Below are 25,701 nucleotides of genomic sequence, written 5' to 3' on the forward strand. Positions count from 1 at the left end.
AAACCTTCCCAAATTAGGAAGGTCTATTATTTTAATGAGGCGAAGGAATGGATTTCACATCTTTTTCTTCTTTGTTTTTATCGAGTTTCTCGGTAACTTTCTTAATGATAAATTCTATAACAATCGGCACAACAAGCGCCACGACAGCTTTTAATATTCTGGATTTCATAATAATTTTATTTGCGAAATTAAATTACAACTTTCAAGCCAAGTTTTTAATTAAATAGAATTATGACTCTTCATTTGTTGTATTTTGAGCATTATAATTTGAATGAGCAATTCTAATACTTTTTGCAATTCTCTGTTTTAGCTTTCTCGGGCCTAAAACCGTTAAAAACTCTCCCATTCCCAAGATCATTCGTTCCAGTTCAAAGTTGAGCTGTACACAAATTTTAAAAGTCGTTCCGTTTTCATTTTCTTTAATAATTTCCTGAGAATGATGAAATGGCTTGGTTTTAACGTAAGGTGCATGTTCTGAATTAACAAAAAATACAACATTTTGAGGTCGCTGAGTTTCTGAAACAGTTGCTCCAATCACTTCCCCGAAATAGCGGTCTGCATCAAAATCTTTATCGATATATTCCGTTTCATGGTCTGTTTCAATGGTTATCATTCGGTCTAAAGCCAAATTGTAAATCGCCTTTTTGTGCCAACAGATCAAAAACCAACGGTTGTTATATTCTTTCAGTAATTGAGGATGAACCGTCAAAAAATTCTCTTCTCTTGCCTTAAAACTTTTATAACAAATCTTTAAAACCTTTTTATTTAAAATACTTTCATACAAAACATCAATATGCTCCAAGCCTTTCAATTGCTCATTTTTATCTAAATGAATGATCGATTTCTGGCTGGTAGAATGGATAGAATCTTCCAACTTCTGAATCACACCATTCATTTCCTTGAACATCGAAAAATCTTTGAACTGCTTTAAGATCTGTATCGCATTATTCATCGCTTTCAGATCATTTTCGTTCACTGAAATCTGATGAATACTGTAATCTGGGTCGCTGTAACGGTAATATTTTTTTTCAAAAACTTCAATTGGTGCTTCATATCCAAACTTTTCGCTTCGCATATTCTGCAAATCAAGTTGTACCGTACGTTTGCTGACAAAAGATTCTTTTCCTTCAAATTCAAAAAGCGCTTCGGAGCATTCGTCGATCAAATCTTCCAAAGTGTATTTTTTGTACTTATTCTTCAAGCATTTGTCTAAAGTTTTGTAGCGGATTAAAGCGTTTTTGTTAGATGACATAAAATAGGTTGAGGTTTAGATTAAGACTAAAGCAGGATGAATTCCCCTCCTTTGGAGGGGTGGCGAAAATTCGTAGAATTTTTGACGGGGTGGTTTAAAATGAACATCCAATTTGTCATTCCGTAGGAATCTAAGCAACTACTTATAAAAATTTTGCAGAGATTCCTACGGAATGACAAACTATATGAATAAACAAATCTATTTTCTCACCAAAGCCTTCCCTTCAAAAGAAATCCCGTCCCAACCGAATTCCATAAAATTTCTGATGTTTTGATGATCTGTTCCTTCAGGGTTCTGCAAAACATCTTTTCTATAAAATTCTCCGAAAAGGTTTAATGTTTCTTCTTTTGATAAATCATTCAATTTTGCAAAACTGAAAACTTTGCAAGAACCATTATTTTGATCTGCTTCATTTACGGTATTTCCGTTGGTAAATTTTGTGGGAGTAAAGTCGTAATGCTCATCAATAAAAGCAATAACATCTTTAAACTGAATTTCTTCCGCTGATTTTTCTAATTGTTCAAATAACATAATCTTTTATTTTATATTTTTATTAATTGTTTATCTTCCAGGCTTAGATTTTCTAACCTAATTTCTATATTACTATAAATACCGGGCGTAGTTTGAAATTCTATAAAAACATCTTGATTAAATGAATGCAAATTGAGCTTATATAATTGGGGAATTTGCGCCGTAGGAAACTGTTCTTTATAAATATCTTCGCGATGGGTCAAAATAACCAAACATTTATACCATTTTAAATTTCGAAATTCTGAGTAGCCAAAAATGAAAAGAGCATCCTCTAAAATGTAAACATCGGCTTTATTAAACCTGAAATCGTGATTTCTTTTTCCCGTAGCAAAACAAAAACAACGGATGTCTTTTAGTTCTTTCGTTATTATCATCTTACTTTCTAAAAGTTGTCTGTTCAGCTTTTTGATAGAATCTGATTTTTGCCAAAAAACCAATACAACAAAGCCAAAAAATAAAACGAATGTCAAGATTGGGAATAGCATAACACAATTTTTTTCAAAAATAATTAAAAATATCATTACTGCGCAAAAAGATTGCACACTTATGTTTTTACTTTGCATCAACAAAATGACAAAGTATTAATAAAAAGTCTAATCTTTTGCAGCCCGACTTGAACGGAGCTCTTTTTACGAAACGAAGTGAAGTAAAAAAGCGGGAGTGGAAGGCGGAAAAGCTGCCCAAACCTAACAAAGTGGTTAGACAAAGTCAAATAAAAAACAAAAATATGAATACAATTACAGGAAACGAATTGATCGCTTTAGGATACAGACCGGGAAAATGGTTTGCAGAAGCATTAGAATATATCAACGAAAATCAATTGGATGAAAATCAAATCTCTGAATATTTGGAGCAATTCAAATCTCCGGAACCTATTTCGTTGCATGCGGAACCGAAAGATTTTATCATCAACATCAAAGCGGAACACGAAAGTGAAAATGATAATGTAGAAAAAGTAATCAACACGATGAAAGTTTTGATGAAAACACCAACGTTAATTGAAGGCGCAATTATGCCCGATGCTTGTCCGACAGGGCCGGAAGGACATATTCCTGTTGGTGGAGTTGTTGTTGCAAAAAATGCGATTCATCCAGGATTTCATAGCGCAGATATTTGCTGTTCCGTTATGTTAACCGATTTTGGAAAAGCAAACCCTAAAGAAGTTTTAGATGCCGCTCATTCAATCACGCATTTCGGATACGGAGGAAGACCGAGAGGTGAACAAATGGAAATGTCTCAGGAATTGATGGATGCTTTCAGAGAAAATGAGTTTTTGAATGATGAAAAATTAATCAGTATTGCCCGTTCTCATATGGGAACTCAAGGTGATGGAAACCATTTTTTATTTGTCGGAGTTTCTAAAAATACAGGAAACACAATGTTAGTGACTCATCACGGGTCGAGAGCTCCGGGAGCGATGTTGTATGATAAAGGAATGAAAGTAGCGAATAGATTCAGACAGGAAATTTCGCCAGAAACTTTGAGAGAAAATGCGTGGATTCCGTATGAAACCGAAGAAGGAAAGCAATATTGGGAAGCTTTGCAATTGATAAGAAACTGGACGAAAGAAAACCACGAATCGATTCATAACGCAACTTTAGAAAAACTAAATATTGAAAGACAAAACAGATATTGGAACGAACATAATTTTGTATTCAGAGAAGGCGATCTATTCTACCATGCAAAAGGAGCCACTCCGCTGGACGATAAATTTTTACCGGATATTACAGGTCCGAGATTGATTCCGCTGAACATGTCGGAACCGGTTTTGATTGTTCAGGGAAAAACGAACGATAGAAATCTTGGTTTTGCGCCACACGGAGCAGGAAGAAATTTCAGCAGAACGCAGCATAAAAAGTCTCTGGCTCATAAAACGATTGAAGAAATTTTTGAAGAAGAAACAAAAGGTTTGGATATCAGATTTTTCACCAATGATATTGATATTTCTGAACTTCCAAGCGCTTATAAAAGTGCTAAAAATGTGAGAGCTCAGATTGAGGAATACGGGTTGTGTGAAGTATTGGATGAAGTAATGCCTTACGGATGTATTATGGCAGGAGATGTACAGAAAAATGCGCCTTGGAAAAAGAAGAAGAAATTTAGAAAAGCTTAAATTTTCTAAAATTTCATAATGGTGGGAACAGTAGCTCAGATGGTAGAGCAACAGGATTACTTTTCGCTTACGGCAAAGAAAGTTCCTATGAATTAAGGTTGTTGGTCGCAGGTTCGAGCCCTGCCTGTTCCTCAAAATATTGAAAATGTTTATATTCAACAATTAATCATTTTCATTTATTAAAAAATTAAGGCAAAGAAAGTTCCTATTGATTTCCCACATTTACTTTCCGCCTTTTTACAAATTACGAGGCAAAGGGAGTTCCTATATTTGGATAATTACTCCCCGCCTTTTATAAAACTATAGGTAAAAGGAGTTCCTATATATTTCATTAAAAGAACTACTCCTCACTTATTTTTTTAAAATTAAAAACAATGAAAACATTAAAATTATTCAACGCTGTATTGGCAAGAAAATCTAATGAAAAGCCATTTATTTCAGATGAAGGTTTTATCATTGAGTCTGATGCACTTTGGGCTAAAAAAGAAATTATTTCTTATTATTCAAAAGAAAAACTAAATGGAAATGATTTAAACAAAACCTTTCATAAATCGTGGCAGAAAATTAAAGAAAGCTCTAGAATTGAATTATTAATCGAACAAATCAATCATTATATTTCAACGTATGGAAGTGATTTTCAAAATGAAATTTATATTCCTAAAGAAGTGTTGAATGTTCCTGATTTGAAGTTAACTTTTAAAGTAATTAAAGCCTATACTCAAGAAGAAATGCAGGAAAAATGTCTTTCTCTTTTGAAATCAGGTATTGCTTTGAAAGAAGAAACAATTGATGATTTGCTTTATATTTTGCATACCGAACTGGAATATGATTTTACAGGAAAAGAAAATATCCGAAACAAAGAAGCGGTGATAAAAATTGCCGACCGATACGATATTTATCCTGAAAATCCCGTTGAATTTTTCCGTTATGTAATTTATAAAACAACCCGAACAACGCTTTTAATCAAAAGCAATGACTTAATAGATGATATCAAGAAAAGTAAATTTAATCCAACTTATCTGTTTGAAAACTTCGGGTTGGAAAAAATGGCAGAGATCTTTAACCGATTCAAACCTTTGTTTTTAGCTTATAAAAACAGAGCACCAAAAACGATTAATAAAATTTCAAAACTGTCAAAAGTTTACCATCAACCATTAATCTCAAATCCTTTGAATAATGCTACAAATATTTTGCTGGAAAACAGTGATTTACATTGGCTGGAAAATGCTACGCCTTTTGCTTTGTTTAAAGCTTTATCGGCTTGTTATTCCAGAATATATGGTCAGAATACTTTTGTATACAGAATAAGAAACGGAAAATCTTGGACAAAAAGAGGAACTGCTACTTCTGTGAATGAATTAAACTATGATTTTATCTTAAATTATTTAAAATCAAAATATAATCTTTCTGAAAAGAAATTCTATTTCCCTAAAGATGTCGCATTTGGTTTACCTACTTCTGAGAAAATGTTTGTTGGAAATATTCCGACCGGAACGAGATTTTATGGAGAAAGACTGGCTGTCGGAATTTACTGGGAAGATGCTTGGGGAGCAAATGACCTTGACCTTTCCGGATTGAATATTGCCGGAAAAATCGGGTGGAATGCAGCTTATAATCAAGATAATGGGCAGTTGATGTATTCCGGAGATATGACTTCTGCTCCAAATGGTGCTGTAGAATATCTTTATGCCAACAAATATTTAAATACTCTAACGCTTGTAATGAATAGTGTTTTCTCGGGAGATGCTAATTGTGGTTATAAAATCGTTATCGGAAAAGGAGATGATATTTCTTACGATTATATGATGAATCCTAACAATCTTTTTGCGGAAGCTAAGTGTAATTCGGTTCAAAAACAAACGATTTTAGGTATGCTACTTCCAAAAGATGGAAAACAATGTTTCGTCTTATTGAATTTCGGAGCTGGAAACTCTCATGTTTCAGGAACTTCCGAAGTTTCTACAATGGCGACGAATGCACTGTATCAGCAATGGTATGAATTGATTTCTTTCAATCATTTGATAGAAAAACTGGGCGCAATCATCACTTCAGAAAAAGAAGAAGCAGACTTTGATTTCTCTTTAGAAACCTTGGAAAAAGATAGTTTTACCAAAATTTTCAAATAATATTTAGCTGTCATTTTGAGTGAAAAATCTTGAAATGATGGCTTGTTTTAAAAATCATTATTTTTATCTTCAATAAAATCTTTGTGAATTAAAAACGGAATGAATTAAAACACTTTGCGTCTTTGCGTTTCACCAAAGAACCCAACATTAGAGTTTGATTTTTTTCTCTCGCAGATTTAGCAAATTAAGCAGATTTTATAAATGTAATTATCGGTGAAATCAAACTAATCTGCGAGAGAATTATATATTAATATTCTTAATTGAAATCAAACCACTTTTCACATCAATTACAGTTCTTTTTCCATAATCAATCTGAAGATTAAACATATTCTCCAAAGGGAATTTGAGAATAGACTGAAGGATTAATCGAATGACTCCGGCATGAGTGACAATTAAAATTTTGTTGATGTCTTTTTTAGAAAGCAGTTCATTCCAAAACTCAGAAACACGATTTTGCATTTCTAATAAATTTTCACCATTTGTTGCTTTTACATTGATAAAATCTTCATACCAAGGATTAATTTCTTCTTTCGGAATTTCTGTCCATTTTTTCATTTCCCAGTCTCCGAAATTCATTTCTTTAATTCTTTCATCAGTTTGATAATGAAACTGAAAATATTTTGCCAATAATTGGCATCGTTGAGACGGACTCGAAATAATTAAGTCAAAATCTGAATCAATTTGAATCGATTTAAAATCTTCAACATAATTTTTACGCAAAGACATTTCGGCAAATCCATAACACAGATTATCCGGATTTTCAACGGCAGTATGACGAATTAAATGAATTTCCATACGATAATTGTCCCTAAATAAAGTAAAACTTCACAAACCTGCTGCACCGTTCCCAAACAATCACCTGTATATCCACCAATGTGTTTTTTGAAATACCAACCCAAATATATTTTTCCGGTATACGCAAAAAGCAACGCAAAAATCAATCGCCAATCGGGAATTAAAGAAAAAGCCAATAAAACAGCCATAAAACTGATGGATAAAGACTTTCCGTCTAATGCTTTATTCGCCAATGGTTTTGATTTGCTCACATCAATATCTGTAACGTATTGATGCGTATAAATCATTGTTCCTGCAATAAATCGGCTTGAAGTATGGGCAAAAATAATAATGGCAAAGGTTTTCATTACATCTAAAGTTCCCAATTCTTTAATGCTTAAAAATTTTAGAGCAAACAACAAAATAATTCCAATCGCACCATAAGCTCCGACACGACTGTCTTTCATAATGGTCATTATTCTTTCCTTGCCATAACCACCACCAAAACTGTCACAGACATCAGTAAAACCATCTTCGTGAAAAGCCCCGGTCAACAAAACACTTGCGCTCATCATCAAAACAATGGCAATTTCTAAATTGAAAAGCTGAAAAGAGCCATATAAAACAACCGCATTAATCAACCCAACCAACAATCCAACCCAGGCAAAATACTTTTGAGATTGGTTCATAATTTCATTGGAATACGGAATTTTAAAAGGAACCGGAATTCTTGTAAAAAACATCAGCGCCGTTGCGAAATAAATCAGTTCATTCTTTACAGCCTTCATTTATTCTTTATTTGAAACATTAGCATCTTCAAAACTCGACATTTCATTTAGAAAATTAACGGCACTTTGAATAATAGGATAAGCCAATGCACAACCTGTTCCCTCACCTACTCGCAAATTGAGATTCAACAAAGCTTTTTGATTTAATAATTCCAATAATTTGATGTGCGCAAATTCGTCACTGACATGACAGAAAATACAGTTATTTAAAATCCTATTATTCTTTTTAAACAAAACAGAAATGGCAACAGTTGCGATAAATCCGTCAATTAAAATCAACATATTTTGGTGGTACGCTTCCTGCATCGCTCCAATCATTTGGGCAATTTCTAATCCTCCGAAAGTTTGAGCAATTTCATCTGCAGTTTTTAAATGAGGATATTTTTCTATTGCTTTTGAAAGAATATCAATTTTATTTTTTAGCTGACTGTCATTTAAACCCGTTCCTCTTCCAACACAATTTTCAATCGGAATATCAAATAACTGACTCATCATCAATGAAGAAGCCGACGTATTTCCAATTCCCATTTCACCAAAACCGATGACATTAGAACCGGTTTCTACAATTTCTTTAACCACAGATTTTCCGTTTTCCAAAGCCTGTTGGTATTCTTCACTCGTCATGGCAGGTTCATCCAACATATTTCTGCTTGACTTTCTGACCTTTTTATTAATTAAATTTAATCCTTCAGGAAAATCAAAATTCACTCCTGCATCTACAATTTTTATGTCAATATTATTTTGCTTACAAAAAACATTAATTGCTGCACCGCCACCTAAAAAGTTCATCACCATTTGATAGGTAACCTCTTGTGGATAAGCACTCACTCCTGCAGTTGCAATTCCATGATCGGCTGCGAAAACAACCATATGAGGTTTTATTAATTTTGGTGAAGTAGTTTGCTGAACCATACCTATTTTGTGAGCCAAATTTTCTAAAAATCCAAGGGCTCCTAAAGGTTTTGTTTTGAAATCAATTTTGTGTTGTAATTCGTCTGCTAACATTGATGTATTGTATGTTTTTGCAAATTACTAAAATCTATTTGTTAAACAGATATTTAATTTTCTTTTGTCTTGAAACAAAATAGTAAAGTTGGAAAGTTAAAAAATCATAAAACTTTAAATTATAATATTGCTTTTAAGACGCAAGAAAATCAAAGGTTTTCGGGAAGCAATGTTTAGTTTTAAAATTCTCACAACTCAAATTTTACCACAGATAAAATCCTTGCGCCTTGAAACATAAAGCTTCGAAATAATTTTGCGTCTTTGCGATTTACCAACAACATCAATTATATTTTGAATATAAAAAATCTCAAACCCTCCGACACTAAAATCCAAAACCACAGCGCAAAAACATTGCGCACCTCCTTTTTTACTTTGCATTATAAATTAAAAACAATGACACCAAAAATAGTAGATAAACTAAAAGAAATAGAGGCAACAAGAAACATAGAAATACTTCTTGCCGTAGAATCTGGAAGCCGAGCCTGGGGTTTTGCTTCTCCAGATAGTGATTACGACATACGTTTTATATACCGCCATGAAAAAGATTGGTATCTTTCACCGTGGGATAAAGATGAAACGATAGAATTTATGACCGAAGACGATTTGGATGGTTCCGGATGGGATTTGAGAAAGACTTTTCACCTCTTATTAAAATCGAATGCAGCTTTATTGAGTTGGTTCTACTCTCCTATCATTTATGTGAAAAATGAAAAATTTTACAACTTATTTAAACCTTTAGCAGATTCTGCTTTTTCACCGATAGCGGTTTCTTACCATTATCTGAGCATGAGCAAGAAATATCTGGAAGCCTGCAGAACCGATGAAATAAAACTGAAATCTTATTTCTACTGTCTTCGAACTGCTTTGACCGGAAAATGGATATTAGAAAAAGGAACTGTTCCGCCTGTTTTTTTCAGTGAATTGTTGGTTCTAGTGGATGATTTTACGAGAACCAAAATAGAAAATCTGGTCGCCTTAAAAGCCACCAAAGGAGAATCTTATTATCATCCGAATGATTGGGAATTTTTTGGTTTTTTGGAAGAAATGGTGAAAAATAATGAGAAAGAAGCCAAGAGTTTGGCTGGAGGAAATACAGATAAGAATGAAATGGAAAGAGTTTTTAGAGAAATATTAATAAATTAGGAAAAAATATAAACTGCATGAAAAATATAATAGCTCTATCTCCAATGTACACGGAAGACAGCAATAACCTGAAAAAAGCATCGCTCAATTCACCATACGAATTGAACCGTTTTAATGCAAAATGGAACGTTCCTGAAGAATTTCGAGCAGATGTGATTGCAGTATATGGCGAAGATATTTATGCAGAAATTGTTGCTGAACAATGTAATTTAACGTTAACAAAGCCTGATGATAATTGGCTTTCAAAGATTTCGGAAGAATTTATCAAACGTAAAATTTCTTACGGGCAATTGAAGGATTTTGTACATGAAGAAAATATTTTCATTAAATGTTCTGATTTTAAAAGTTTCAAAGCCGGAGTTTTCGATAAAGTCACCAATATCAAAGGTTTTGATTCTTTAGATTTAGACATTACCGTTTTTACTTCACAAGTTGTGGAATGGGAACTTGAAGTAAGATGTTTTGTTCTAAACAATGAAATAAAAACTTATTCTTCTTATTGGCGAAATAATGCTTTTGACACCAACCTGCTTTCTGAAACGGAACAAAAAGATTTATTTGAGTTTTTCAAAAATTTCATTCAACAATATTCTGAAACACTACCCAAAGCAATTGTTTTAGATTTTGGAACAATCAAAGGAAAAGGCTGGGCTCTGATTGAAGCAAATCCGGCTTGGTGTTCTGGTTTGTATGCTTGTGACGCAGAGAAGGCTTTGGAAGTAATTGTTGAGAGTTGTGTGAAAAATTAAGGTTAATTAAATTATAAAAGTTCCTTACTCAAAAGGAACTTTTTACTATCATTGCTACAAAAACAGAAATCATGGAAACAGAAAATATCATCAAACTTTTACAAAAGCATAAACAAAATCAAAAAACTGATTCCCATCTCAATACGAAAAATACATCTCAATTCTCATACATAAAACTGAATTATGATATTGATTTACCTTGGGAAATAATATATTTCTATAGCCATTTCAATATTGAGGATGATGTTATCAATTCTATTTTATATAATAATTTTAGAAGCATAAAAATATTTTATAATAAAATATTTATTGAGTATTGTGTGGAAAAATGGATAACACAATTTAATGAAGATGATACTGAAAATAGTTTAGAAAATATTTTAGAAGAAGCAAGTTATAATTTCAATTTAAAAAACAATGCTTTTGAAGGAGGCAAAGATGAAAATTTCATGCAAAAATGTTTTATTGAATTGAATTCAGATTCGGATTTTTGTTTTTCAATAGGACTTGATGTTACTTCCGATTGTGGTGGAACTGTATATTTCTTAATCAATGGTGAAAAATCCGGTCATTTAACTACCGATTTTGGACATGAACAAATTAATCATGGAGGAATGCAACTTTATTACAGTCCTTTAGAGGAGAAAAACACATGGCATTGCTTAAAAATGTATGAAGAATTAATTATTAATTCTTTGAAATAAATTTATAAAACCAAATGAACTACAAAATTATATTCAACGATGAAAAGCTGCAACAATTCATCGACTGGCTGCCCGATTTATTACCGAACGAACAATATTATGTTGCGCTTTTGGCAAGAAAAAAATATAATCCGGAAACTGGTTTGAAGGCAGACAAAGCGCAGTTAAAACGATTTACATCAACAAAAGAAAGACTTTTGCAGAAAATCAAACAGCTTGAACTTCCTTTAGGGTTATACGAATCCGGAAACGCTACAGTTTCTCAAGATAATCTGGCAATTTATATTACACCTAATCCTCGAGATTTACATAAAGCTTCTTTATTTTTATTGAAAGAAATTTCGGAAAAACTGATTCGGAACGATAGTGCTATTCATCCTCATACATTAGCTTTAAATTTAATTCAGACTACAGCTTCAAGAAAAATCTTCTTTGATCTGGATATTGATTTCACGATTAATGATCATCAGAAAGCAATTGAAAAATTCAAAGCAGATATTTCAGATTGCATTAATGCTGATTGCCTTATTTTTATCAAAACAAACGGCGGATTACATTGCTTAATTAATTTGCAGAATATTGAAACAAAATATCAGAAAACTTGGCATCCAAAAGTTTCACAGCTTACCTGCAATGAATATGAAGTTACGATGAATGGAGATAATGTTCTTCCAATTGTTGGATGTATTCAGGGAATTGATTTTTCACCATATTTTTTAGATTAAACAAATTATGACCATCCAAGACTTAAAATCCCGCAACCTCATCCTCTTCCAATCCATCTCCGGAAGCCGCTCTTTCGGACTCGCTACGGAAAACTCAGATACAGATATTCGGGGAGTGTATTATTTACCGAAAGAAGATTTTTTTGGTTTAAACTATATTCCTCAGATTTCTAATGAGACGAATGATATTACGTATTATGAGATTGGAAGATTTGTAGAATTATTGCAGAAAAACAATCCGAATATTCTGGAAATCTTGGTAAGTCCGGAAGATTGTATTCAACATAAAAACCCGTTGATGGATTTACTGAAGCCTGAAGATTTTCTTTCCAAATTATGCAAAGATACTTTTGCAGGATATGCGATTTCACAAATCAAAAAAGCAAAAGGACTCAACAAAAAGATATTGAATCCGATTGATAAAGAAAGAAAATCGATTCTTGATTTCTGTTATATTTTAGAAAATAACAGCTCTGTTCCGTTGAAAAAATGGTTGCAAAAAAGTGGTTTAATTCAGGAAAAATGTGGATTAGTCAACATCGACAATACCAAAGGAATGTTTGCGCTTTTCTACGATGAATCAGGAGATTTAAACTACAAAGGAATTTTTCAAAATGAAGAAGCCAATCAGGTTTCCGTTTCATCCGTTCCGAAAGGTGAACGATCTTTGGCGTTTATGTTTTGTAATCTCGACGCCTACTCTACTTATTGCAAAGATTACCGTGACTATTGGAAGTGGGTTTCAGAGAGAAATGAAGACCGTTATAATGTCAATCAAAATCATGGACAAAATTACGACAGCAAAAATATGATGCACACTATTCGGTTATTGCAGTCTTGTGAACAGATTTTCAAAACCGGTTCGTTACAAATTCGGGTAGAAAACCGGGACGAATTGTTAGACATCAAAGCCGGAAACTGGTCGTATAAAAATGTAATGAATAAAGCTGAAGTACTGATTAAATCAATCGAACATCATCATTCAAAGTCTAATCTTCCGGACACACCGGATTTGGAAAAGACAACCAGAATTTTAGTAGAAATAAGAAATTCTTTATACTGAATTAAAAAAACAAAAAAGGCTCCGATTCGGAGCCTTTTATATGATATTATCTATCGAGTTTCAATACCAAAACCGCATGATTACTTAACCATTCTGATTTCTACGGCAACAAAACCTTTCGGAGATTTCTCTTTTTCGAAAGATACTTTATTTCCTTTTTTGATAGGTTCCATACAGTTGTTACTGTGGAAGAAAACATTTTCTTTAGAACCGTCTTCTGTAATAAAACCATAACCTTTTTCACTGAAAAATGTTACAATTCCTGTTTTTACCAATTCTTCAGCTTCAATAGGAGCTGCACCCAATTGGATATTGTTGATATCAAACTCTTCAACATTGCTGTTGTCTGGTGGTGTAGAAGTCAACTGACCATTTGCATCAACATACATGATCATGTCATCAAGACCTTTACCTTTGTTGTTGACTGTTTTACGCTCTTCTCTTTTCTGAGCTTTTTCTTTTGCTTTCTGAACTTTTTTCTTGAAATTTTCTTTTTTTGAGAAAGAATCCGCCATATATTGTATAAAATTTATTTGTTACGTGCTGATTGTTAAAGATAAAACTTCTTTTTGAAATCTATCTTATTATAACCAAATACTTTTCCCGATTAAATCAGAAAGGTATTATAGTTTTTCAGTAATAATAAAAGATTGCCGACACAAGTATTTTCTGAGGAATAAATTGAGGCATCTGAAATGTGAAAACTGAGAGAAAAATAAATGTTTTAAACTTTGTCTGAAACAAAAGCTTGAAAACCTTTCTATTAATTGCTTTTGCAAATATACGATAAATATTATTGGGATTTATGCTAAATCTAACTTTTTCATATTCAATAATTTATAAAGTCCTTTTTTCTTCATTAAAATACTGCTTCGTACATGACTTTTTTTTCGCCAATAAAAGATTCAAGTAGATTCTATGATGCTTAAGTAATTCAAAAGTTTACCAAGAAAATTGATAACTCAGTTTCTTTTACATTTTGTAAACTTTTGAACTTCTATCTTTTAATTATTTCTTTTGCACCTTTTTCGGTAAAATATTTTTGCTGAGAAAATAATAATTAAACTCGTTATGCATTTTGAATCCTGTCTTTCAAAAATATGTAAAATGCCTTTGTATAACTTGAAAACAATCAGATTTTAAAATCCGTTTTATGACTTTTCGTTCAACGAAATATAATTATTAAAAAAGGATATTCATAAAATATTTCTTTCAGGTTGTAACAAATAAATAAATCAAACAACCAATTAATTGATATATCAATAATTGATAAGTCATTATTAAAACAATTCATTATGGAAAAATTAGATTCAATTATATTTTACAATATCGATAAAGCAATCAGAGCATACAGAAATTATGCTCAAAGACAACTTAAACTTCATGGTTTTACCATAACAGTCGACCAATGGCTGATTATAAAAGCGATCCTTGAAAACCCCGGAATCACTCAGAATGAACTTGGAGATCTGGTTTTTAAAGACAATGCATCGGTAACAAGAATAATCGATTTGCTGGTAAAATCTCAATATATCATTAGAAGTGTACACTCTGAAGACCGAAGGAAAACCAATCTTGAAGTAACAGATAAAGGTCTGAAAACCATTAAAGAAGTTCAGAAAATAGTAGAACAAAACAGGAAAATCGCTTTGGAAGGAGTTTCTAAAGAAGAATTGCAAATCATGAACAATGCATTATTAAAAATTTCACAAAACACAATTAACACCAAAAAATAAAACACCATGCTACGAATAATTCTATTTGTTTTTGTTTGGCTGATGTCTTTTTTCAGCCTCAAAATTTCGGCACAAACTACTACTTCCCAAAGTCATTCTCTCTCAGGAAGTATCGATTCCGGCAAAGTCAATCAGGTTGAAATTAATTTATTCAATTCTGAAAACAAGCTGGTAAAAACAGAAATTGCAGATCAAAACGGAAAATTTACTTTCAATGATCTTATCGATGGAAACTATATTGTACAGATCAACAAAAGTGGTTCTGAAGCGTATAAATCTGATCTAATTTCGGTAAAAGAAAACACCAATCTTCCCATTATTCATTTAAACGAAAAAACAATTGAAGCCGTTACGATTACCAAAGCAAAACCTTACATCGAGCGACAAGACGGGAAAATGATTCTGAATGTAGAAAACAGCATCGCAGCAACAGGAACTTCTGCTTTTGAAGTTTTGGAAAAAGCTCCAGGCGTAAATATTGACGGAAGCGACAACATCAGTCTGCGTGGAAAAGGAAATCTTCTCATTCAGATTGACGGTAAAAACACACCGATGACCGGAACCGATCTTGCCAATTATCTTCGTGGAATTCCATCTTCGAGCGTAGAAAAAGTAGAATTTATTACCAATCCATCAGCAAAATACGACGCTGCAGGAACTTCAATCATCAATATTAAGCTTAAAAAAGATCAGCGAAAAGGGACGAACGGAAGTCTTTCCACTTCTTTGGGAACCGGAAAATACATTAAAAACAACAATAATTTCAGCATCAATCACCGCAACAAAAAAGTAAATATTTTTGCGAATTACGGTTTTGCCTACAGAGAATTTTACAATCATTTGGTTTTAGACAGAAACTTTTACAACGACAATGGAAATTTTGAAAAAGCTTATCTGCAGGATAATTATTTGAAATTTAATTTCAGAAATCATATCGCAAAAGCCGGAATGGATTATTATCTGAATGATAAAAATATCATTGGTTTTTCGGCTGGTTTCGTAAGCAACAGGTTTGATCCGAGAGGTGATAATTCGAGTTTGGTTTTAGGCAGCAATCAGCTTCCTGAAAGTACTTTCACCTCACAAAACAGATCAAAAGATCACTGGAAAAATGTTTCTTTTAACCTTAATCATAAATATAAAATCGATTCTTTGGGTTCTGAACTGACCACCGACTTCGATTACATCAATTATTCAAATACTTCGCTCCAAAATTTTGATACGAGAAATTACGCTATCAACGGTAATCTTAATAGTTTTGATATTTTAAAAGGTGACATCAATGGGAATCTGAATATTTATTCTTTAAAGTCTGATCTATCTAAAAGCTTAAAAAACAACTGGAAAATAGAAACCGGAATTAAAACCAGCTTTGTAAAAGCAGATAATGACATGCAGTTTTTCGATGCCACTTCGGGAGTTTCAATTATTGATCAGAACAAGACCAATCATTTCATTTACGAAGAAAACATCAATGCTTTATATGGAAATGTTTCTAAAAAATGGGACAAATTCAGTGCTATATTTGGTTTAAGAGCAGAAAACACCAACGTTACAGGAAATCAGATAACAACCAATCAGGTCAACAAAAAGAATTATACCCAATTGTTTCCGAGTGCCGTTTTTTCTTATGATTTGAGTGAAAAAAATAACATTGAACTAAATTTCAGCAGAAGAATTACAAGACCAAGTTACAATCAGTTGAATCCTTTTAAATTCTATCTCGATCCGACCACCTACAAAGCCGGAAACCCTGATCTGAATCCACAAACCACGATGAATTATGAGTTGACGTACAGCTTGCAAAACAAATATTTTGCAACATTCAGCTACAGCAAAACATCTGATAATATCACCGATGTTCTAAAACCTACTGTAGAAAACGGTAATATTGTGGTGGTACAGACCAATGATAATTTAAGTTCCGCATCTTATTTAGGATTGTATCTTATTGCGCCTGTAAAAGTGACAAAATGGTGGGATATGAATAACAGCGCCAATTTCTATTACGGAAGCTACACCGGAAATATTGCTGATACCTACATTAAAAACCAGGGAAATTTCACTTTCAACGTCAACAGCATCAATTCTTTTAAACTTGGAAACGGCTTTACAGCCGAGCTTACAGGAAATTACAGAGCAAGAGAAGTCTATGCTTATATGGATCTGAAACCTAACTGGTATCTTAATATCGGTGCTCAAAAGAAATTTAAAAACAACAGCACTTTGAAGTTTTCGTTTAACGATATTTTCTTCACCAGCAATCCTGAAGCAAGAAATGTCTACTCCAATTATATCGAAAATTTTGTGGTTCGCAGAGAAACCCGTGTTGCAACACTTTCTTACACCTATAATTTTGGTTCATCTAAAAACGGACAGACAAGAAAAACCGGTGGTGCAGATGATTTGAAGCAAAGAATCGGGAATGGATAAGTTATTGTGAGAAACTAATAACTGTCATTGCGAGGAACGAAGTGACGAAGCAATCTCTAATTTGCAAAAATCCTCTTTGTCATTCTGAAAGAATCTAAACACTTATATCAATCATTAAAAAAGTCCGTCTTAAAATTTGAGACGGGCTTTTTTATTTAAGAAAGTTTAGAAGCTTTAAAGCTAATTGCTTTTCCCATATAGTAATATATCTGAAATCCAATATATTAATTTAAATTTTAAATCATAATCCATATCAATCATTTCAGCTCTTTGACAAATTTCTAATAGTTTAGCTAGATTATCAACATGTTGAACTGGACTTCTTTTAAATAAGTCTTTTAGTTTATGAACACCTTTGAATGCATTAGAATTTAAAATTTTCTCTTCAATTTTTTGACGTAATTGGTCTGGAGTATTAGTAGTCGCAATTGTTTTAAAATCTTTGATATATTCATCATTAGAATGAATTACAGAGCTTAATCTAAAAAAAGAAGTCTATCTGAATGAACTTTGTCTTTCTTAGCGATTAAAAACGCAAGGATAGACAAGGAATTTTAAAAAAAATACTGGAATAAGATATACAAAGCCGTTTCACTTATTTCCGAAAAACAAAATTTAAAATGCACAACGGGTTGATATAATATAAAATATCATTCTTCCATCCAAAAAACCTTATCCCACATTCCTTAATGCTCCAAATGAGCAATATCTGTGTAGAAAAATAAATCACGAAGTAGCAGAACTCCGTAGGAGTTCTATCTCAATTCCATAAATATTATTATTACTTGCAAGTGCTTAACGCTCGCTCAAGTTAGATCAGTTATTGAGAGAAACAATTCAATCATATATAAGATTATTTTATCAAATTGAGATTGCTTCGTCACTTCGTTCCTCGCAATGACATAAAACAAAACCACCGAGAAATTCGGTGGTTTTAATATAATCGATTATAATAATCTTAAGCTTCGTTCAAAGGCTTGTGCTCTCCCGGTTGGTCTCTTCCTTCTGGGTTTACTTTTCCTTCCGGTCTTGCAGGTCTTTCAGGCCTATTTTGTCCTTCTGGTCTTCCCTGTCCTTCTTCTCTTGGTTTTTGTTCAGGTCTTGGTGGTCTTGGCAACAAAACTTTTCTAGAAAGTTTCATTTTCTTACGGTCATCGTAACCCATAAATTTCACCTCAACTTCGTCACCTTCTTTGTAAGGAACTTTATCAAGACGAGCCCACTCGATTTCAGAGATGTGAAGTAATCCTTCAGTACCTTTTGCAATTGCTACGAAAGCTCCGAAATCCATTACTTTGACTACTTTACCTTGGTAAACTTCACCTACAACAGGTACAAAAGTAATTTCGTTGATTCTTGCAATCGCCTCGTTGATTTTCTCTCTGCTAACACCAGAAATTTCGATTCTTCCGATCTCACCAACTTCTTCAATTGCGATAACCGTGTCAGTATCTTTCTGCATTTGCTGAATGATTTTCCCACCAGGTCCAATTACAGCACCGATGAAATCTTTAGAGATTTCCATCATTACCATTTTAGGAGCGTGAGGTTTCACATCTTCTCTTGGAGCAGAAATTGTTTCATTCAATTTATCTAAAATATGAAGTCTTCCGTTTCTAGCCTGTAGAAGCGCTTTCTCCATAATATCCATAGAAAGTCCCTGGATTTTGATATCCATTTGGCAAGCGGTGATTCCATCTGCAGTTCCTGTTACTTTAAAGTCCATATCACCTAAGTGATCTTCGTCTCCTAAGATATCAGAAAGTACAGTGAATTTTCCAGTTTTTACGTCAGTTACCAATCCCATTGCAATACCAGAAACTGGTTTTGTAATTTGAATACCTGCATCCATCAAAGCTAAAGTTCCTGCACAAACAGTTGCCATAGAAGACGAACCGTTTGATTCTAAAATATCAGAAACGATACGGATAGTATAAGGGTTTTCTTCAGGGATCATATTTGCCAAAGCTCTTTGAGCTAAGTTTCCGTGACCAACTTCTCTTCTTGAAGTTCCTCTTAAAGGACGAGCTTCACCTGTTGAGAATGGCGGGAAGTTATAATGTAAGAAGAATCTCTCATCATAATTTACCATTACGCTGTCTACCATGTTCGCATCTTTTACTGAACCTAAAGTTACAGCTGTTAAAGATTGAGTTTCACCTCTTGTAAAAATTGCAGAACCGTGAGCTCCAGGTAAATAATCGATTTCAGACCAGATTGGACGAATCGTTTCAGGATCACGACCATCAAGACGAATTTTGTCATTGATAATCATCTGACGCATCGCTTCTTTTTCTACATCGTGGTAGTATACTTTTGCGAAAGGAGTTACTCTTTCTAATTCTTCAGCGTCTTCTACATACTGAGCTAAGAATTCAGCCAAAACAGCTTTGAATTTCTCACCTCTTTCTTCTTTGCTTGAAGGAGTTTTTGCTACTTCGTATACTTTATCGTAAGTTTCTTTCCACACTTTTTCACGAATTGCTTCGTCGTGATTTTCGTGGCTGTATTCTCTTTTAGGGAATGATTTACCTACTTTTTCAGCTAATCTTTCCTGAGCTTCAACTTGTTTTTTAATTTCAACATGAGCGAAGTTAATAGCTTCAAGCATTTCTGCTTCAGAAATTTCTTTCATCTCACCTTCTACCATTACGATAGAGTCTTTCGTTGCTCCAACCATGATATCAAGGTCAGCCAATTTAAGATCTTCGAATTTAGGGTTGATAGAAAGTTCACCGTTGATCCTTACTACTCTTACTTCAGACATTGGTCCGTTGAAAGGAATATCTGTAATAGCAATCGCTGCAGAAGCTGCAAGACCTGCTAAATCGTCAGGAATAGATTCTCCGTCATAAGAAATTAATGAAATCATTACCTGCACTTCTGCATGGAAATCTTCCGGGAATAATGGTCTTAGAACTCTATCCACCAAACGCATCGTCAGGATTTCCTGATCTGAAGGTCTAGCTTCTCTTCTGAAAAAGTTTCCAGGGATTTTTCCACCAGCGTAGAATTTTTCTCTGTAATCAACTGTTAATGGTAGGAAATCTACACCGTCTTTAGCTTCTTTGCTTGCTACTACGGTTGCTAAAAGCATTGTTCCGCCCATTTTTACTACTACAGATCCGTCAGCTTGTTTTGCCAGTTTCCCTGTTTCTAATGTGATTTCTCTGCCGTCTGCAAGAGTAATCAACTCTGTAATTGCTTGAGGTATACTCATAAATTGTTTTGTGTTGCGCTCCGTATTGAGCACTTTAATTATTGATATTTTCGTCTAAATGTGATGCAAATTTAGTGTTTTTGTTTTAAATAGAATGGCGAAACTTATTAGGGCTAAATTTCAAGTATTCCATTTAAAATAATTACGGATTTTTCTTATTAAAAATTCTGTAACCCAGCCTCCATTCTATATAATCGGCTTTGTGAAATTTAAATGATCGTAAACCAATTCCTATCAACAGATTCTTCCCGACTGTGTATTGGAAACCAACTCTCTGATAGAAAATAGTTTTATCATAACGTCGGTCAATTTCTTTTTTAAATATATAAAATCCGGGTTGAATCTGAATGGCAAATCTTGAAATTGAAAGTCGATAAGAAGGGAAAATATTCAATAAAACCTGATCACGCTGAAATCTTTTTGTGCTTTGTATGACTCCATTTTCATCCTGATAAAATTTATGATTGTAATCTTCATCATACATTACACCAATTCCTAATCCGAGAGAAGATTTATAAGTAACTTGCCTGTGGTAAACCGTTTCTATTCCCCAGTTCTGATAATATTTACCTTCAAATTTTCTGATCATATCAACATCAGATTCCTGAAAACCGGGATCTACTCCATAAAAAATAGAATGCCTTACTCCGCCAAAAACATTTACATCCAAGGTAGAATATTTATCAAATGCCGACAAAGAATCATGTGGAGCAAATTGCCTTTCATCAAAATGATAAGTCAGGGAAAGTTTTGGAGAAAAAGTATTCATTCCTTTATTCGGAAGTTTTAAAGCTCCGTTTGAAAAATGATTAAAATTTAAGCCTAAACCTAAGTCAAAATGTTTTCCTAAATAATATTTATAATTAGCTCCTAAATTAATATAAATACTCACTGATGAACCAAAAGTCTGATTAATATATCCTTTTTTCAAATCATAGGGAGTCCAGTTGAAGGCAAAACCACCACTTGTTTCATAGTTCCAGGAATGAGTGGGTGTTTCTTTAATAACTCCACCAAAAGTTCCGTAAACAGCAAAAGGTTTTCCCATTTCACTGTTTTTAAGGTAATCAAAAGCTATAATCCCTCCACCGTAATAAGGTTTTCCAAATCTTCTGTGCCATTCCTGACTTCCATCTGTTTGTGTGGTAAGCTCTGCAGAAACCCCGATAAATTCTCTATGTTTAAGTTCTTTGAGATAATCATTGGTTCCCAGAAATTTCCCGAACTGCATACTTACAGAGCCCTGCAAATTTGGTCTGGAAATGGTATCCAAATCCTGAGAATTGTAAAGAGCTGATGTTAAAAGAAAAAAATAGAGATAAAAATGTTTCAAATCTGTAATTTAAATTTTTAAAAACAGCAAATTTAAACGATTTCTTTAAAGATTTATAAATTTTAGTACTCAATTTTTAGGATTTAAAAAATTAAAGCACAAAAAAAGCAACCTCTTTCGAAGTTGCTTCTTTATTTTGGAAACCGGATAGATTATTTTCTTAATCCTAGTTCAGCGATAATCGCTCTGTATCTTGTAATATCTTTTTTCTTAAGATAATCCAATAAACTTTTTCTCTTACCTACTAATTTCACCAAAGATCTTTCAGTGTTGAAATCGTGACGATTTGCCTTCAAGTGCTGAGATAAGTGGTTAATTCTGAACGTGAAAAGAGCTACTTGTCCTTCAGCTGTTCCTGTGTCTTGTGCAGATTTACCGTGCTTTGCGAAAATTTCTGCTTTTTTTTCTGTTGTTAAGTACATTCCAATATTGTTTAATGATTATTATGTAACGGGTGCAAAAGTACGACTATTTTTTTAATCACCAAAACACTAATTAAAATTAGAAACAAAACGCTCATTAAAAATCTCCATATTATTTATAAATAATACATTATCAGTATTTTTTAATAATTATTTAAGGAAACCATCAGACTGTGGAGACATTATTGATTTCATATATTAAAATTGATAGAAAAATATGTTAACAAATTCTTAAAAAAATTATGCCATCCCATTAAAAGACAGTAATTTTACAGCCGACAAAAAGATGAAGAATTTTTTATTTTATACGCTTATTTCTTCTGTGTTTATCCTCAGTGTTTCTTCTGTAAAAGCGCAGAAAACCTCGGATTATGATAAAACAAAGAAAGTTTTATACTTCAATCCTGAAGTAGAACCCGATATTGAAGAAATAAAAGAACCCACCAATCTTGCATTCTTCAGTGCATTTTCGGATAACATCAGCGCTTTCCGTAAAAACAAAATGCTGAGATCTGAAGTTCAGGTTTCTTTTGACAGCATTGATTCTAAAACCATTACCGAATACAGCAAAAACAACGATGCCGATTTTGTGATTGTTCCAAAAGTAAAATATTTCAAAGTAGGATTAGGAAAATACGTTTTCTCTAACCAAGTTGTCGTAAGCATGAAGCTTTTTGATGCAGAAGGAAACTTAATTACCTCTTCAGAATACGATACTTACCGAAAAAATATGCGCCTTTTAGGCTCTACCGAAAATTCGATAAAAATAGGAACCAACGGCGCCATGAAAAACATTCTTAAGGAATTAAGAAAGATAAAACCTTCTGCAGAAGCCGGTTTCTAAACTTTAAATAAACCTTAAATTTGATACATCATTCTCTCATTCTAAAAATTTGAGTTATTTTTGCATATCAAAAATTTCAGGTTTTGAATTCTACACACGAACTTACATTTAATCCAGCCGATATTGCCGAAAGACTCAGTGAACTTCCCGCTGATGAAAGGCTACTCGCTTTTTTGAAAGTTCCGAAGCAGTACAAAGCCGATGTTTTTTCGCATTTAGACCCTGATTTTCAGGAGGAAACCATTCGAAGCATTGGAAGTGATGATGTTTCAGAAATTCTGAATGCGATGACTCCCGATGACAGAACGGCTCTGTTTGAGGATTTTCCGGATGAACTGATCAAATATTCAATCAATCATCTTAATCCGCAGGAAAGAAGAATTGCCCTGAAACTTCTTGGCTACAATTCTGATTCTATTGCACGTCTGATGACTCCTTATTACATTCAGATCCGAAAAGAATGGACAGTAAAAAGATGTCTTCAGCAAATAAAAAAAGTTGGTAAACGGGTAGAAACCATCAATCACCTGTATGTAGTTGATGAAAGAAATCACCTTATTGACGATTTAGCTTTAGGAAGTTTATTGTTGGTGGAAGAAGACACTTTAGTTTCCGAACTTACAGACAATCAATTTGTTGCTATTAAAACAACAACATCCAAAGAAGATGCCGTTACCTATTTTGAAAAGTACGACAGAACCGCACTTCCCATTATTACCGAAGCCGGAGTTTTGGTCGGAATTGTAACGATTGATGATATTTTAGATCAAATTGAATCACAAAACACCGAAGATATTCAAAAATTCGGGGGACTTGAAGCTTTAGATTTACCTTATACCCAAACTTCTTTGATCGAAATGATCAAAAAAAGAGGAATGTGGTTGGTTATTTTATTTTTCTCTGAAATGCTGACCGCTTCTGCGATGGGATTTTTTGAAGATGAAATTCAGAAAGCTGTTGTCTTGGCATTATTTGTTCCGCTAATCATTTCAAGTGGAGGAAATTCTGGTTCTCAGGCTGCAACTCTGATTATTCGTGCAATGGCGTTACAGGAAATCGGTTTAAAAGATTGGTGGTATGTAATGAAAAAAGAGATTTTCACCGGACTTTTATTAGGCGGAATCTTAGGTATCATAGGTTTTCTTAGAATTATGATTTGGCATAAAGTCGGTTTTTTCGATTACGGAATTCATTGGGCTTTTGTAGGCTTGAGCGTTGGGGTTTCTTTAGTAATGATCGTTTTATGGGGAACACTTTCGGGTTCTATGGTTCCTTTTATTCTTAAAAAACTAAAACTCGATCCTGCAACTTCTTCTGCTCCGTTTGTTGCTACTTTGGTAGATGTTACCGGATTAATTATTTACTTCTCGGTTGCCGGGCTTTTCTTAACCGGAAAACTTTTGTAATTTTAGGCAAAGTCTGAAATTTTATGAGAGTTGTATCTTTAGTTCCTTCTATTACAGAAGCTTTATTTGATTTAGGTTTAACAGAAAATGAAATTGTCGGAAGAACAAAATTCTGCATTCATCCCTCAGAAAAAGTAAAAAATGTAGGAATTATTGGTGGTACAAAAAACCTTAATATTGAGAAAATTAAAAGTTTAAAACCCGATTTAATCATTGCCAATAAAGAAGAAAACGTTAAAGAGCAGGTTGAAATTTTAATGAAGGATTTCAAAGTAATTGTTTACAACACAGAGACGATTGAAGATAATTATTACTTGCTGAAAAACCTAGGATTACTATTTAACAAAGAAGTAAGAGCACAAGTTTTCAATCTAAAGATCTACGAGATCCTCGATCAGACCAAAATCAATTCAACAATAAAAGTGGCTTATCTTATTTGGAATAATCCTTATATGACGGTCGGTTCAGATACTTTCATTCATCATGTTTTAAGTGAAATCGGTTTTGAAAATATATTTAAAAATCAAACCCGTTATCCGGAAATCCAAGCTGAAGATTTAGTTGAAGCAGATGTCATTATGCTATCTTCCGAGCCTTTTCCATTTAAAGAAAAACATATTGCCGAACTGAAAAAGGTTTATCCTGATAAAAAAATTATGATTGTTGATGGTGAAGCTTTTTCTTGGTACGGAACACATATTGCGAAATATGAGAGTTATTTTAAAGAACTGATTGCTGAAATTAATATTTAAGTTTAGCTAAAGCCCAATGATTTTTTTTAAAATTATTAAATGGGCTAAAGCCCGTCTCTATTGATATTTCACCCACAAAAAAAACTCCGACTTAAAAAAAATCGGAGCTTATATTTTATATTGAAATAAGATTACAAAATCTTTGAAACTTCATTACAAAGCCATTCCAATAATTCTAAATCTTCTTTGGTGAAAGGATCGATCGTGTGAGAATCAATGTCAATCTGACCGATGTTTTCGCCATTTTTAAAAATAGGAACTACAATTTCAGCTTTTGTATCAATCGAACAGCTCAAATAATTATCCTGCAAATGTACATCGGGAACGATAAATGTTTCGTTGGAAACAGCCACCTGTCCGCAAATACCTTTTCCATAAGGAATAATCGTATGATCAGTTTCAGCTCCTACGTAAGGACCTAATTTCAGCTCGTCTTTATCCCCGTTTTTAAAGTAAAAACCCGTCCAGTTGAAATAAGATATTTCCTGATCTAATAAATGACAAACTTTTTCAAGCTTCTCCTCAATATTATGTTTTGGACTTTCAAGAATAGACGAAAGTCTTTTTTTTAATTCAGACATT

The 25,701-nt window shown here is 33.2% G+C and carries 24 protein-coding genes and 1 tRNA gene; 13 read left to right on the forward strand and 12 right to left on the reverse strand.

All coding sequences use genetic code 11. The features are described 5' to 3' along the window. Positions 1-31: 31 nt before the first annotated feature. The 4 genes from FDY99_RS23145 to FDY99_RS04345 form a co-directional block, all read right to left on the reverse strand. Entirely contained in the window at positions 32-169 is a 138-nt protein-coding gene (locus FDY99_RS23145; RefSeq protein WP_167494292.1) for a hypothetical protein, read from the reverse strand. A gap of 60 nt (positions 170-229) precedes the next feature. Next, positions 230-1,252 carry a helix-turn-helix transcriptional regulator gene (locus FDY99_RS04335; protein WP_139419466.1) on the reverse strand — a complete coding sequence of 341 codons (1,023 nt, stop codon included), beginning with the start codon at positions 1,250-1,252 and terminating at the stop codon, positions 230-232. Positions 1,253-1,450: 198 nt separating this feature from the next. Next, positions 1,451-1,783, reverse strand: coding sequence for a HopJ type III effector protein (locus FDY99_RS04340; protein ID WP_139419468.1), 333 nt, complete (start codon positions 1,781-1,783; stop codon positions 1,451-1,453). Between the two features lie 11 nt (positions 1,784-1,794). Then, positions 1,795-2,304, reverse strand: coding sequence for a hypothetical protein (locus FDY99_RS04345; protein ID WP_139419470.1), 510 nt, complete (start codon positions 2,302-2,304; stop codon positions 1,795-1,797). Positions 2,305-2,510: 206 nt separating this feature from the next. Here FDY99_RS04345 and FDY99_RS04350 point away from each other — a divergent pair, with 206 nt between their 5' ends. From FDY99_RS04350 to FDY99_RS04355, 3 genes are all read left to right on the forward strand, one after another. Continuing rightward, positions 2,511-3,896: an RtcB family protein gene (locus tag FDY99_RS04350; protein ID WP_139419472.1), complete on the forward strand. Its 1,386-nt coding sequence runs from the start codon at positions 2,511-2,513 to the stop codon at positions 3,894-3,896. A 24-nt stretch (positions 3,897-3,920) separates the two neighbouring features. Continuing rightward, positions 3,921-4,028 (forward strand) — tRNA-OTHER (locus FDY99_RS22915). 242 nt (positions 4,029-4,270) lie between these two features. Then, complete coding sequence (locus FDY99_RS04355) at positions 4,271-6,022, forward strand: hypothetical protein (RefSeq protein WP_139419474.1); 1,752 nt, start codon at positions 4,271-4,273, stop codon at positions 6,020-6,022. Positions 6,023-6,262: 240 nt separating this feature from the next. Here FDY99_RS04355 and cobC read toward each other — a convergent pair whose 3' ends face one another. The 3 genes from cobC to cobT are packed head-to-tail and all read right to left on the reverse strand — an operon-like array spanning position 6,263 to position 8,589. Next, complete coding sequence (cobC, locus tag FDY99_RS04360; RefSeq protein WP_139419475.1) at positions 6,263-6,817, reverse strand: alpha-ribazole phosphatase; 555 nt, start codon at positions 6,815-6,817, stop codon at positions 6,263-6,265. Next, positions 6,802-7,584, reverse strand: a complete 783-nt coding sequence (locus FDY99_RS04365; protein ID WP_139419477.1) for an adenosylcobinamide-GDP ribazoletransferase — start codon at positions 7,582-7,584, stop codon at positions 6,802-6,804. Before FDY99_RS04365 ends, cobC begins: the two co-directional genes overlap by 16 nt. Next, positions 7,585-8,589 (reverse strand): nicotinate-nucleotide--dimethylbenzimidazole phosphoribosyltransferase, encoded by a 1,005-nt coding sequence (gene cobT / locus FDY99_RS04370; RefSeq protein WP_139419479.1) that lies wholly within the window; start codon positions 8,587-8,589, stop codon positions 7,585-7,587. It abuts the gene before it with no gap. Positions 8,590-8,982: 393 nt separating this feature from the next. On the opposite strand from cobT, the gene FDY99_RS04375 reads away from it, so the two are divergent. The 5 genes from FDY99_RS04375 (at position 8,983) to FDY99_RS04395 (ending at position 12,973) form a co-directional block, all read left to right on the forward strand. Next, positions 8,983-9,732 (forward strand): nucleotidyltransferase domain-containing protein, encoded by a 750-nt coding sequence (locus tag FDY99_RS04375; protein WP_139419481.1) that lies wholly within the window; start codon positions 8,983-8,985, stop codon positions 9,730-9,732. Positions 9,733-9,749: 17 nt separating this feature from the next. Then, the gene (locus FDY99_RS04380; protein ID WP_139419483.1) at positions 9,750-10,481 is read left to right on the forward strand and encodes an ATP-grasp domain-containing protein; all 732 of its coding nucleotides are present in this window, start codon (positions 9,750-9,752) and stop codon (positions 10,479-10,481) included. Between the two features lie 71 nt (positions 10,482-10,552). Beyond that, positions 10,553-11,185: a hypothetical protein gene (locus FDY99_RS04385; protein WP_139419485.1), complete on the forward strand. Its 633-nt coding sequence runs from the start codon at positions 10,553-10,555 to the stop codon at positions 11,183-11,185. A gap of 14 nt (positions 11,186-11,199) precedes the next feature. Next, a complete protein-coding gene (locus tag FDY99_RS04390) occupies positions 11,200-11,910 on the forward strand; it encodes a hypothetical protein (protein ID WP_139419486.1) in 711 nt (236 codons plus the stop codon). 7 nt (positions 11,911-11,917) lie between these two features. After that, positions 11,918-12,973 (forward strand): nucleotidyltransferase domain-containing protein, encoded by a 1,056-nt coding sequence (locus tag FDY99_RS04395; RefSeq protein WP_139419488.1) that lies wholly within the window; start codon positions 11,918-11,920, stop codon positions 12,971-12,973. An 80-nt stretch (positions 12,974-13,053) separates the two neighbouring features. On the opposite strand, the gene FDY99_RS04400 is transcribed toward FDY99_RS04395, so the two are convergent. Next, on the reverse strand, positions 13,054-13,488 hold the full coding sequence (locus FDY99_RS04400; RefSeq protein WP_066680898.1) for a cold-shock protein: 435 nt from the start codon (positions 13,486-13,488) through the stop codon (positions 13,054-13,056). 780 nt (positions 13,489-14,268) lie between these two features. Between FDY99_RS04400 and FDY99_RS04405 the strand changes: the two genes are divergently transcribed. Together FDY99_RS04405 and FDY99_RS04410 are read left to right on the forward strand one after the other, a co-directional pair. Next, positions 14,269-14,709, forward strand: coding sequence for a MarR family winged helix-turn-helix transcriptional regulator (locus tag FDY99_RS04405; protein WP_139419490.1), 441 nt, complete (start codon positions 14,269-14,271; stop codon positions 14,707-14,709). Between the two features lie 6 nt (positions 14,710-14,715). Further along, positions 14,716-17,142, forward strand: coding sequence for a TonB-dependent receptor (locus FDY99_RS04410; RefSeq protein WP_139419492.1), 2,427 nt, complete (start codon positions 14,716-14,718; stop codon positions 17,140-17,142). Between the two features lie 958 nt (positions 17,143-18,100). Here the strand turns inward: FDY99_RS04410 and FDY99_RS04415 are convergent. The 3 genes from FDY99_RS04415 to rpsO form a co-directional block, all read right to left on the reverse strand. Continuing rightward, positions 18,101-20,362, reverse strand: coding sequence for a polyribonucleotide nucleotidyltransferase (locus tag FDY99_RS04415; RefSeq protein ID WP_102978545.1), 2,262 nt, complete (start codon positions 20,360-20,362; stop codon positions 18,101-18,103). Positions 20,363-20,504: 142 nt separating this feature from the next. Then, the gene (locus tag FDY99_RS04420) at positions 20,505-21,695 is read right to left on the reverse strand and encodes an acyloxyacyl hydrolase (RefSeq protein ID WP_139419494.1); all 1,191 of its coding nucleotides are present in this window, start codon (positions 21,693-21,695) and stop codon (positions 20,505-20,507) included. A 152-nt stretch (positions 21,696-21,847) separates the two neighbouring features. After that, positions 21,848-22,117 (reverse strand): 30S ribosomal protein S15, encoded by a 270-nt coding sequence (rpsO, locus tag FDY99_RS04425; protein ID WP_027386233.1) that lies wholly within the window; start codon positions 22,115-22,117, stop codon positions 21,848-21,850. A gap of 286 nt (positions 22,118-22,403) precedes the next feature. Between rpsO and FDY99_RS04430 the strand changes: the two genes are divergently transcribed. The 3 genes from FDY99_RS04430 (at position 22,404) to FDY99_RS04440 (ending at position 25,119) form a co-directional block, all read left to right on the forward strand. Next, complete coding sequence (locus FDY99_RS04430) at positions 22,404-22,961, forward strand: pyruvate decarboxylase (protein WP_139419496.1); 558 nt, start codon at positions 22,404-22,406, stop codon at positions 22,959-22,961. A gap of 83 nt (positions 22,962-23,044) precedes the next feature. After that, positions 23,045-24,367, forward strand: coding sequence for a magnesium transporter (mgtE, locus tag FDY99_RS04435; protein ID WP_102978439.1), 1,323 nt, complete (start codon positions 23,045-23,047; stop codon positions 24,365-24,367). 23 nt (positions 24,368-24,390) lie between these two features. Continuing rightward, positions 24,391-25,119 carry an ABC transporter substrate-binding protein gene (locus FDY99_RS04440; RefSeq protein WP_139419498.1) on the forward strand — a complete coding sequence of 243 codons (729 nt, stop codon included), beginning with the start codon at positions 24,391-24,393 and terminating at the stop codon, positions 25,117-25,119. Between the two features lie 131 nt (positions 25,120-25,250). Here the strand turns inward: FDY99_RS04440 and FDY99_RS04445 are convergent, their stop codons facing one another. Further along, on the reverse strand, positions 25,251-25,700 hold the full coding sequence (locus FDY99_RS04445) for a GAF domain-containing protein (RefSeq protein ID WP_139419500.1): 450 nt from the start codon (positions 25,698-25,700) through the stop codon (positions 25,251-25,253). Position 25,701 lies beyond the last annotated feature (1 nt).

The sequence above is a fragment of the Chryseobacterium mulctrae genome (assembly GCF_006175945.1).
In the GTDB taxonomy this organism is placed as follows: domain Bacteria; phylum Bacteroidota; class Bacteroidia; order Flavobacteriales; family Weeksellaceae; genus Chryseobacterium; species Chryseobacterium mulctrae.

Excerpts from the sequence above, each read along its gene's own strand:
- FDY99_RS23145 (WP_167494292.1), bottom strand. The coding sequence starts at position 169 with ATGAAATCCAGAATATTAAAAGCTGTCGTGGCGCTTGTTGTGCCGATT.
- FDY99_RS04335 (WP_139419466.1), bottom strand. The coding sequence starts at position 1,252 with ATGTCATCTAACAAAAACGCTTTAATCCGCTACAAAACTTTAGACAAA.
- FDY99_RS04340 (WP_139419468.1), bottom strand. The coding sequence starts at position 1,783 with ATGTTATTTGAACAATTAGAAAAATCAGCGGAAGAAATTCAGTTTAAA.
- FDY99_RS04345 (WP_139419470.1), bottom strand. The coding sequence starts at position 2,304 with ATGATATTTTTAATTATTTTTGAAAAAAATTGTGTTATGCTATTCCCA.
- FDY99_RS04350 (WP_139419472.1), top strand. The coding sequence starts at position 2,511 with ATGAATACAATTACAGGAAACGAATTGATCGCTTTAGGATACAGACCG.
- FDY99_RS04355 (WP_139419474.1), top strand. The coding sequence starts at position 4,271 with ATGAAAACATTAAAATTATTCAACGCTGTATTGGCAAGAAAATCTAAT.
- cobC (WP_139419475.1), bottom strand. The coding sequence starts at position 6,817 with ATGGAAATTCATTTAATTCGTCATACTGCCGTTGAAAATCCGGATAAT.
- FDY99_RS04365 (WP_139419477.1), bottom strand. The coding sequence starts at position 7,584 with ATGAAGGCTGTAAAGAATGAACTGATTTATTTCGCAACGGCGCTGATG.
- cobT (WP_139419479.1), bottom strand. The coding sequence starts at position 8,589 with ATGTTAGCAGACGAATTACAACACAAAATTGATTTCAAAACAAAACCT.
- FDY99_RS04375 (WP_139419481.1), top strand. The coding sequence starts at position 8,983 with ATGACACCAAAAATAGTAGATAAACTAAAAGAAATAGAGGCAACAAGA.
- FDY99_RS04380 (WP_139419483.1), top strand. The coding sequence starts at position 9,750 with ATGAAAAATATAATAGCTCTATCTCCAATGTACACGGAAGACAGCAAT.
- FDY99_RS04385 (WP_139419485.1), top strand. The coding sequence starts at position 10,553 with ATGGAAACAGAAAATATCATCAAACTTTTACAAAAGCATAAACAAAAT.
- FDY99_RS04390 (WP_139419486.1), top strand. The coding sequence starts at position 11,200 with ATGAACTACAAAATTATATTCAACGATGAAAAGCTGCAACAATTCATC.
- FDY99_RS04395 (WP_139419488.1), top strand. The coding sequence starts at position 11,918 with ATGACCATCCAAGACTTAAAATCCCGCAACCTCATCCTCTTCCAATCC.
- FDY99_RS04400 (WP_066680898.1), bottom strand. The coding sequence starts at position 13,488 with ATGGCGGATTCTTTCTCAAAAAAAGAAAATTTCAAGAAAAAAGTTCAG.
- FDY99_RS04405 (WP_139419490.1), top strand. The coding sequence starts at position 14,269 with ATGGAAAAATTAGATTCAATTATATTTTACAATATCGATAAAGCAATC.
- FDY99_RS04410 (WP_139419492.1), top strand. The coding sequence starts at position 14,716 with ATGCTACGAATAATTCTATTTGTTTTTGTTTGGCTGATGTCTTTTTTC.
- FDY99_RS04415 (WP_102978545.1), bottom strand. The coding sequence starts at position 20,362 with ATGAGTATACCTCAAGCAATTACAGAGTTGATTACTCTTGCAGACGGC.
- rpsO (WP_027386233.1), bottom strand. The coding sequence starts at position 22,117 with ATGTACTTAACAACAGAAAAAAAAGCAGAAATTTTCGCAAAGCACGGT.
- FDY99_RS04430 (WP_139419496.1), top strand. The coding sequence starts at position 22,404 with ATGAAGAATTTTTTATTTTATACGCTTATTTCTTCTGTGTTTATCCTC.
- FDY99_RS04440 (WP_139419498.1), top strand. The coding sequence starts at position 24,391 with ATGAGAGTTGTATCTTTAGTTCCTTCTATTACAGAAGCTTTATTTGAT.
- FDY99_RS04445 (WP_139419500.1), bottom strand. The coding sequence starts at position 25,700 with ATGTCTGAATTAAAAAAAAGACTTTCGTCTATTCTTGAAAGTCCAAAA.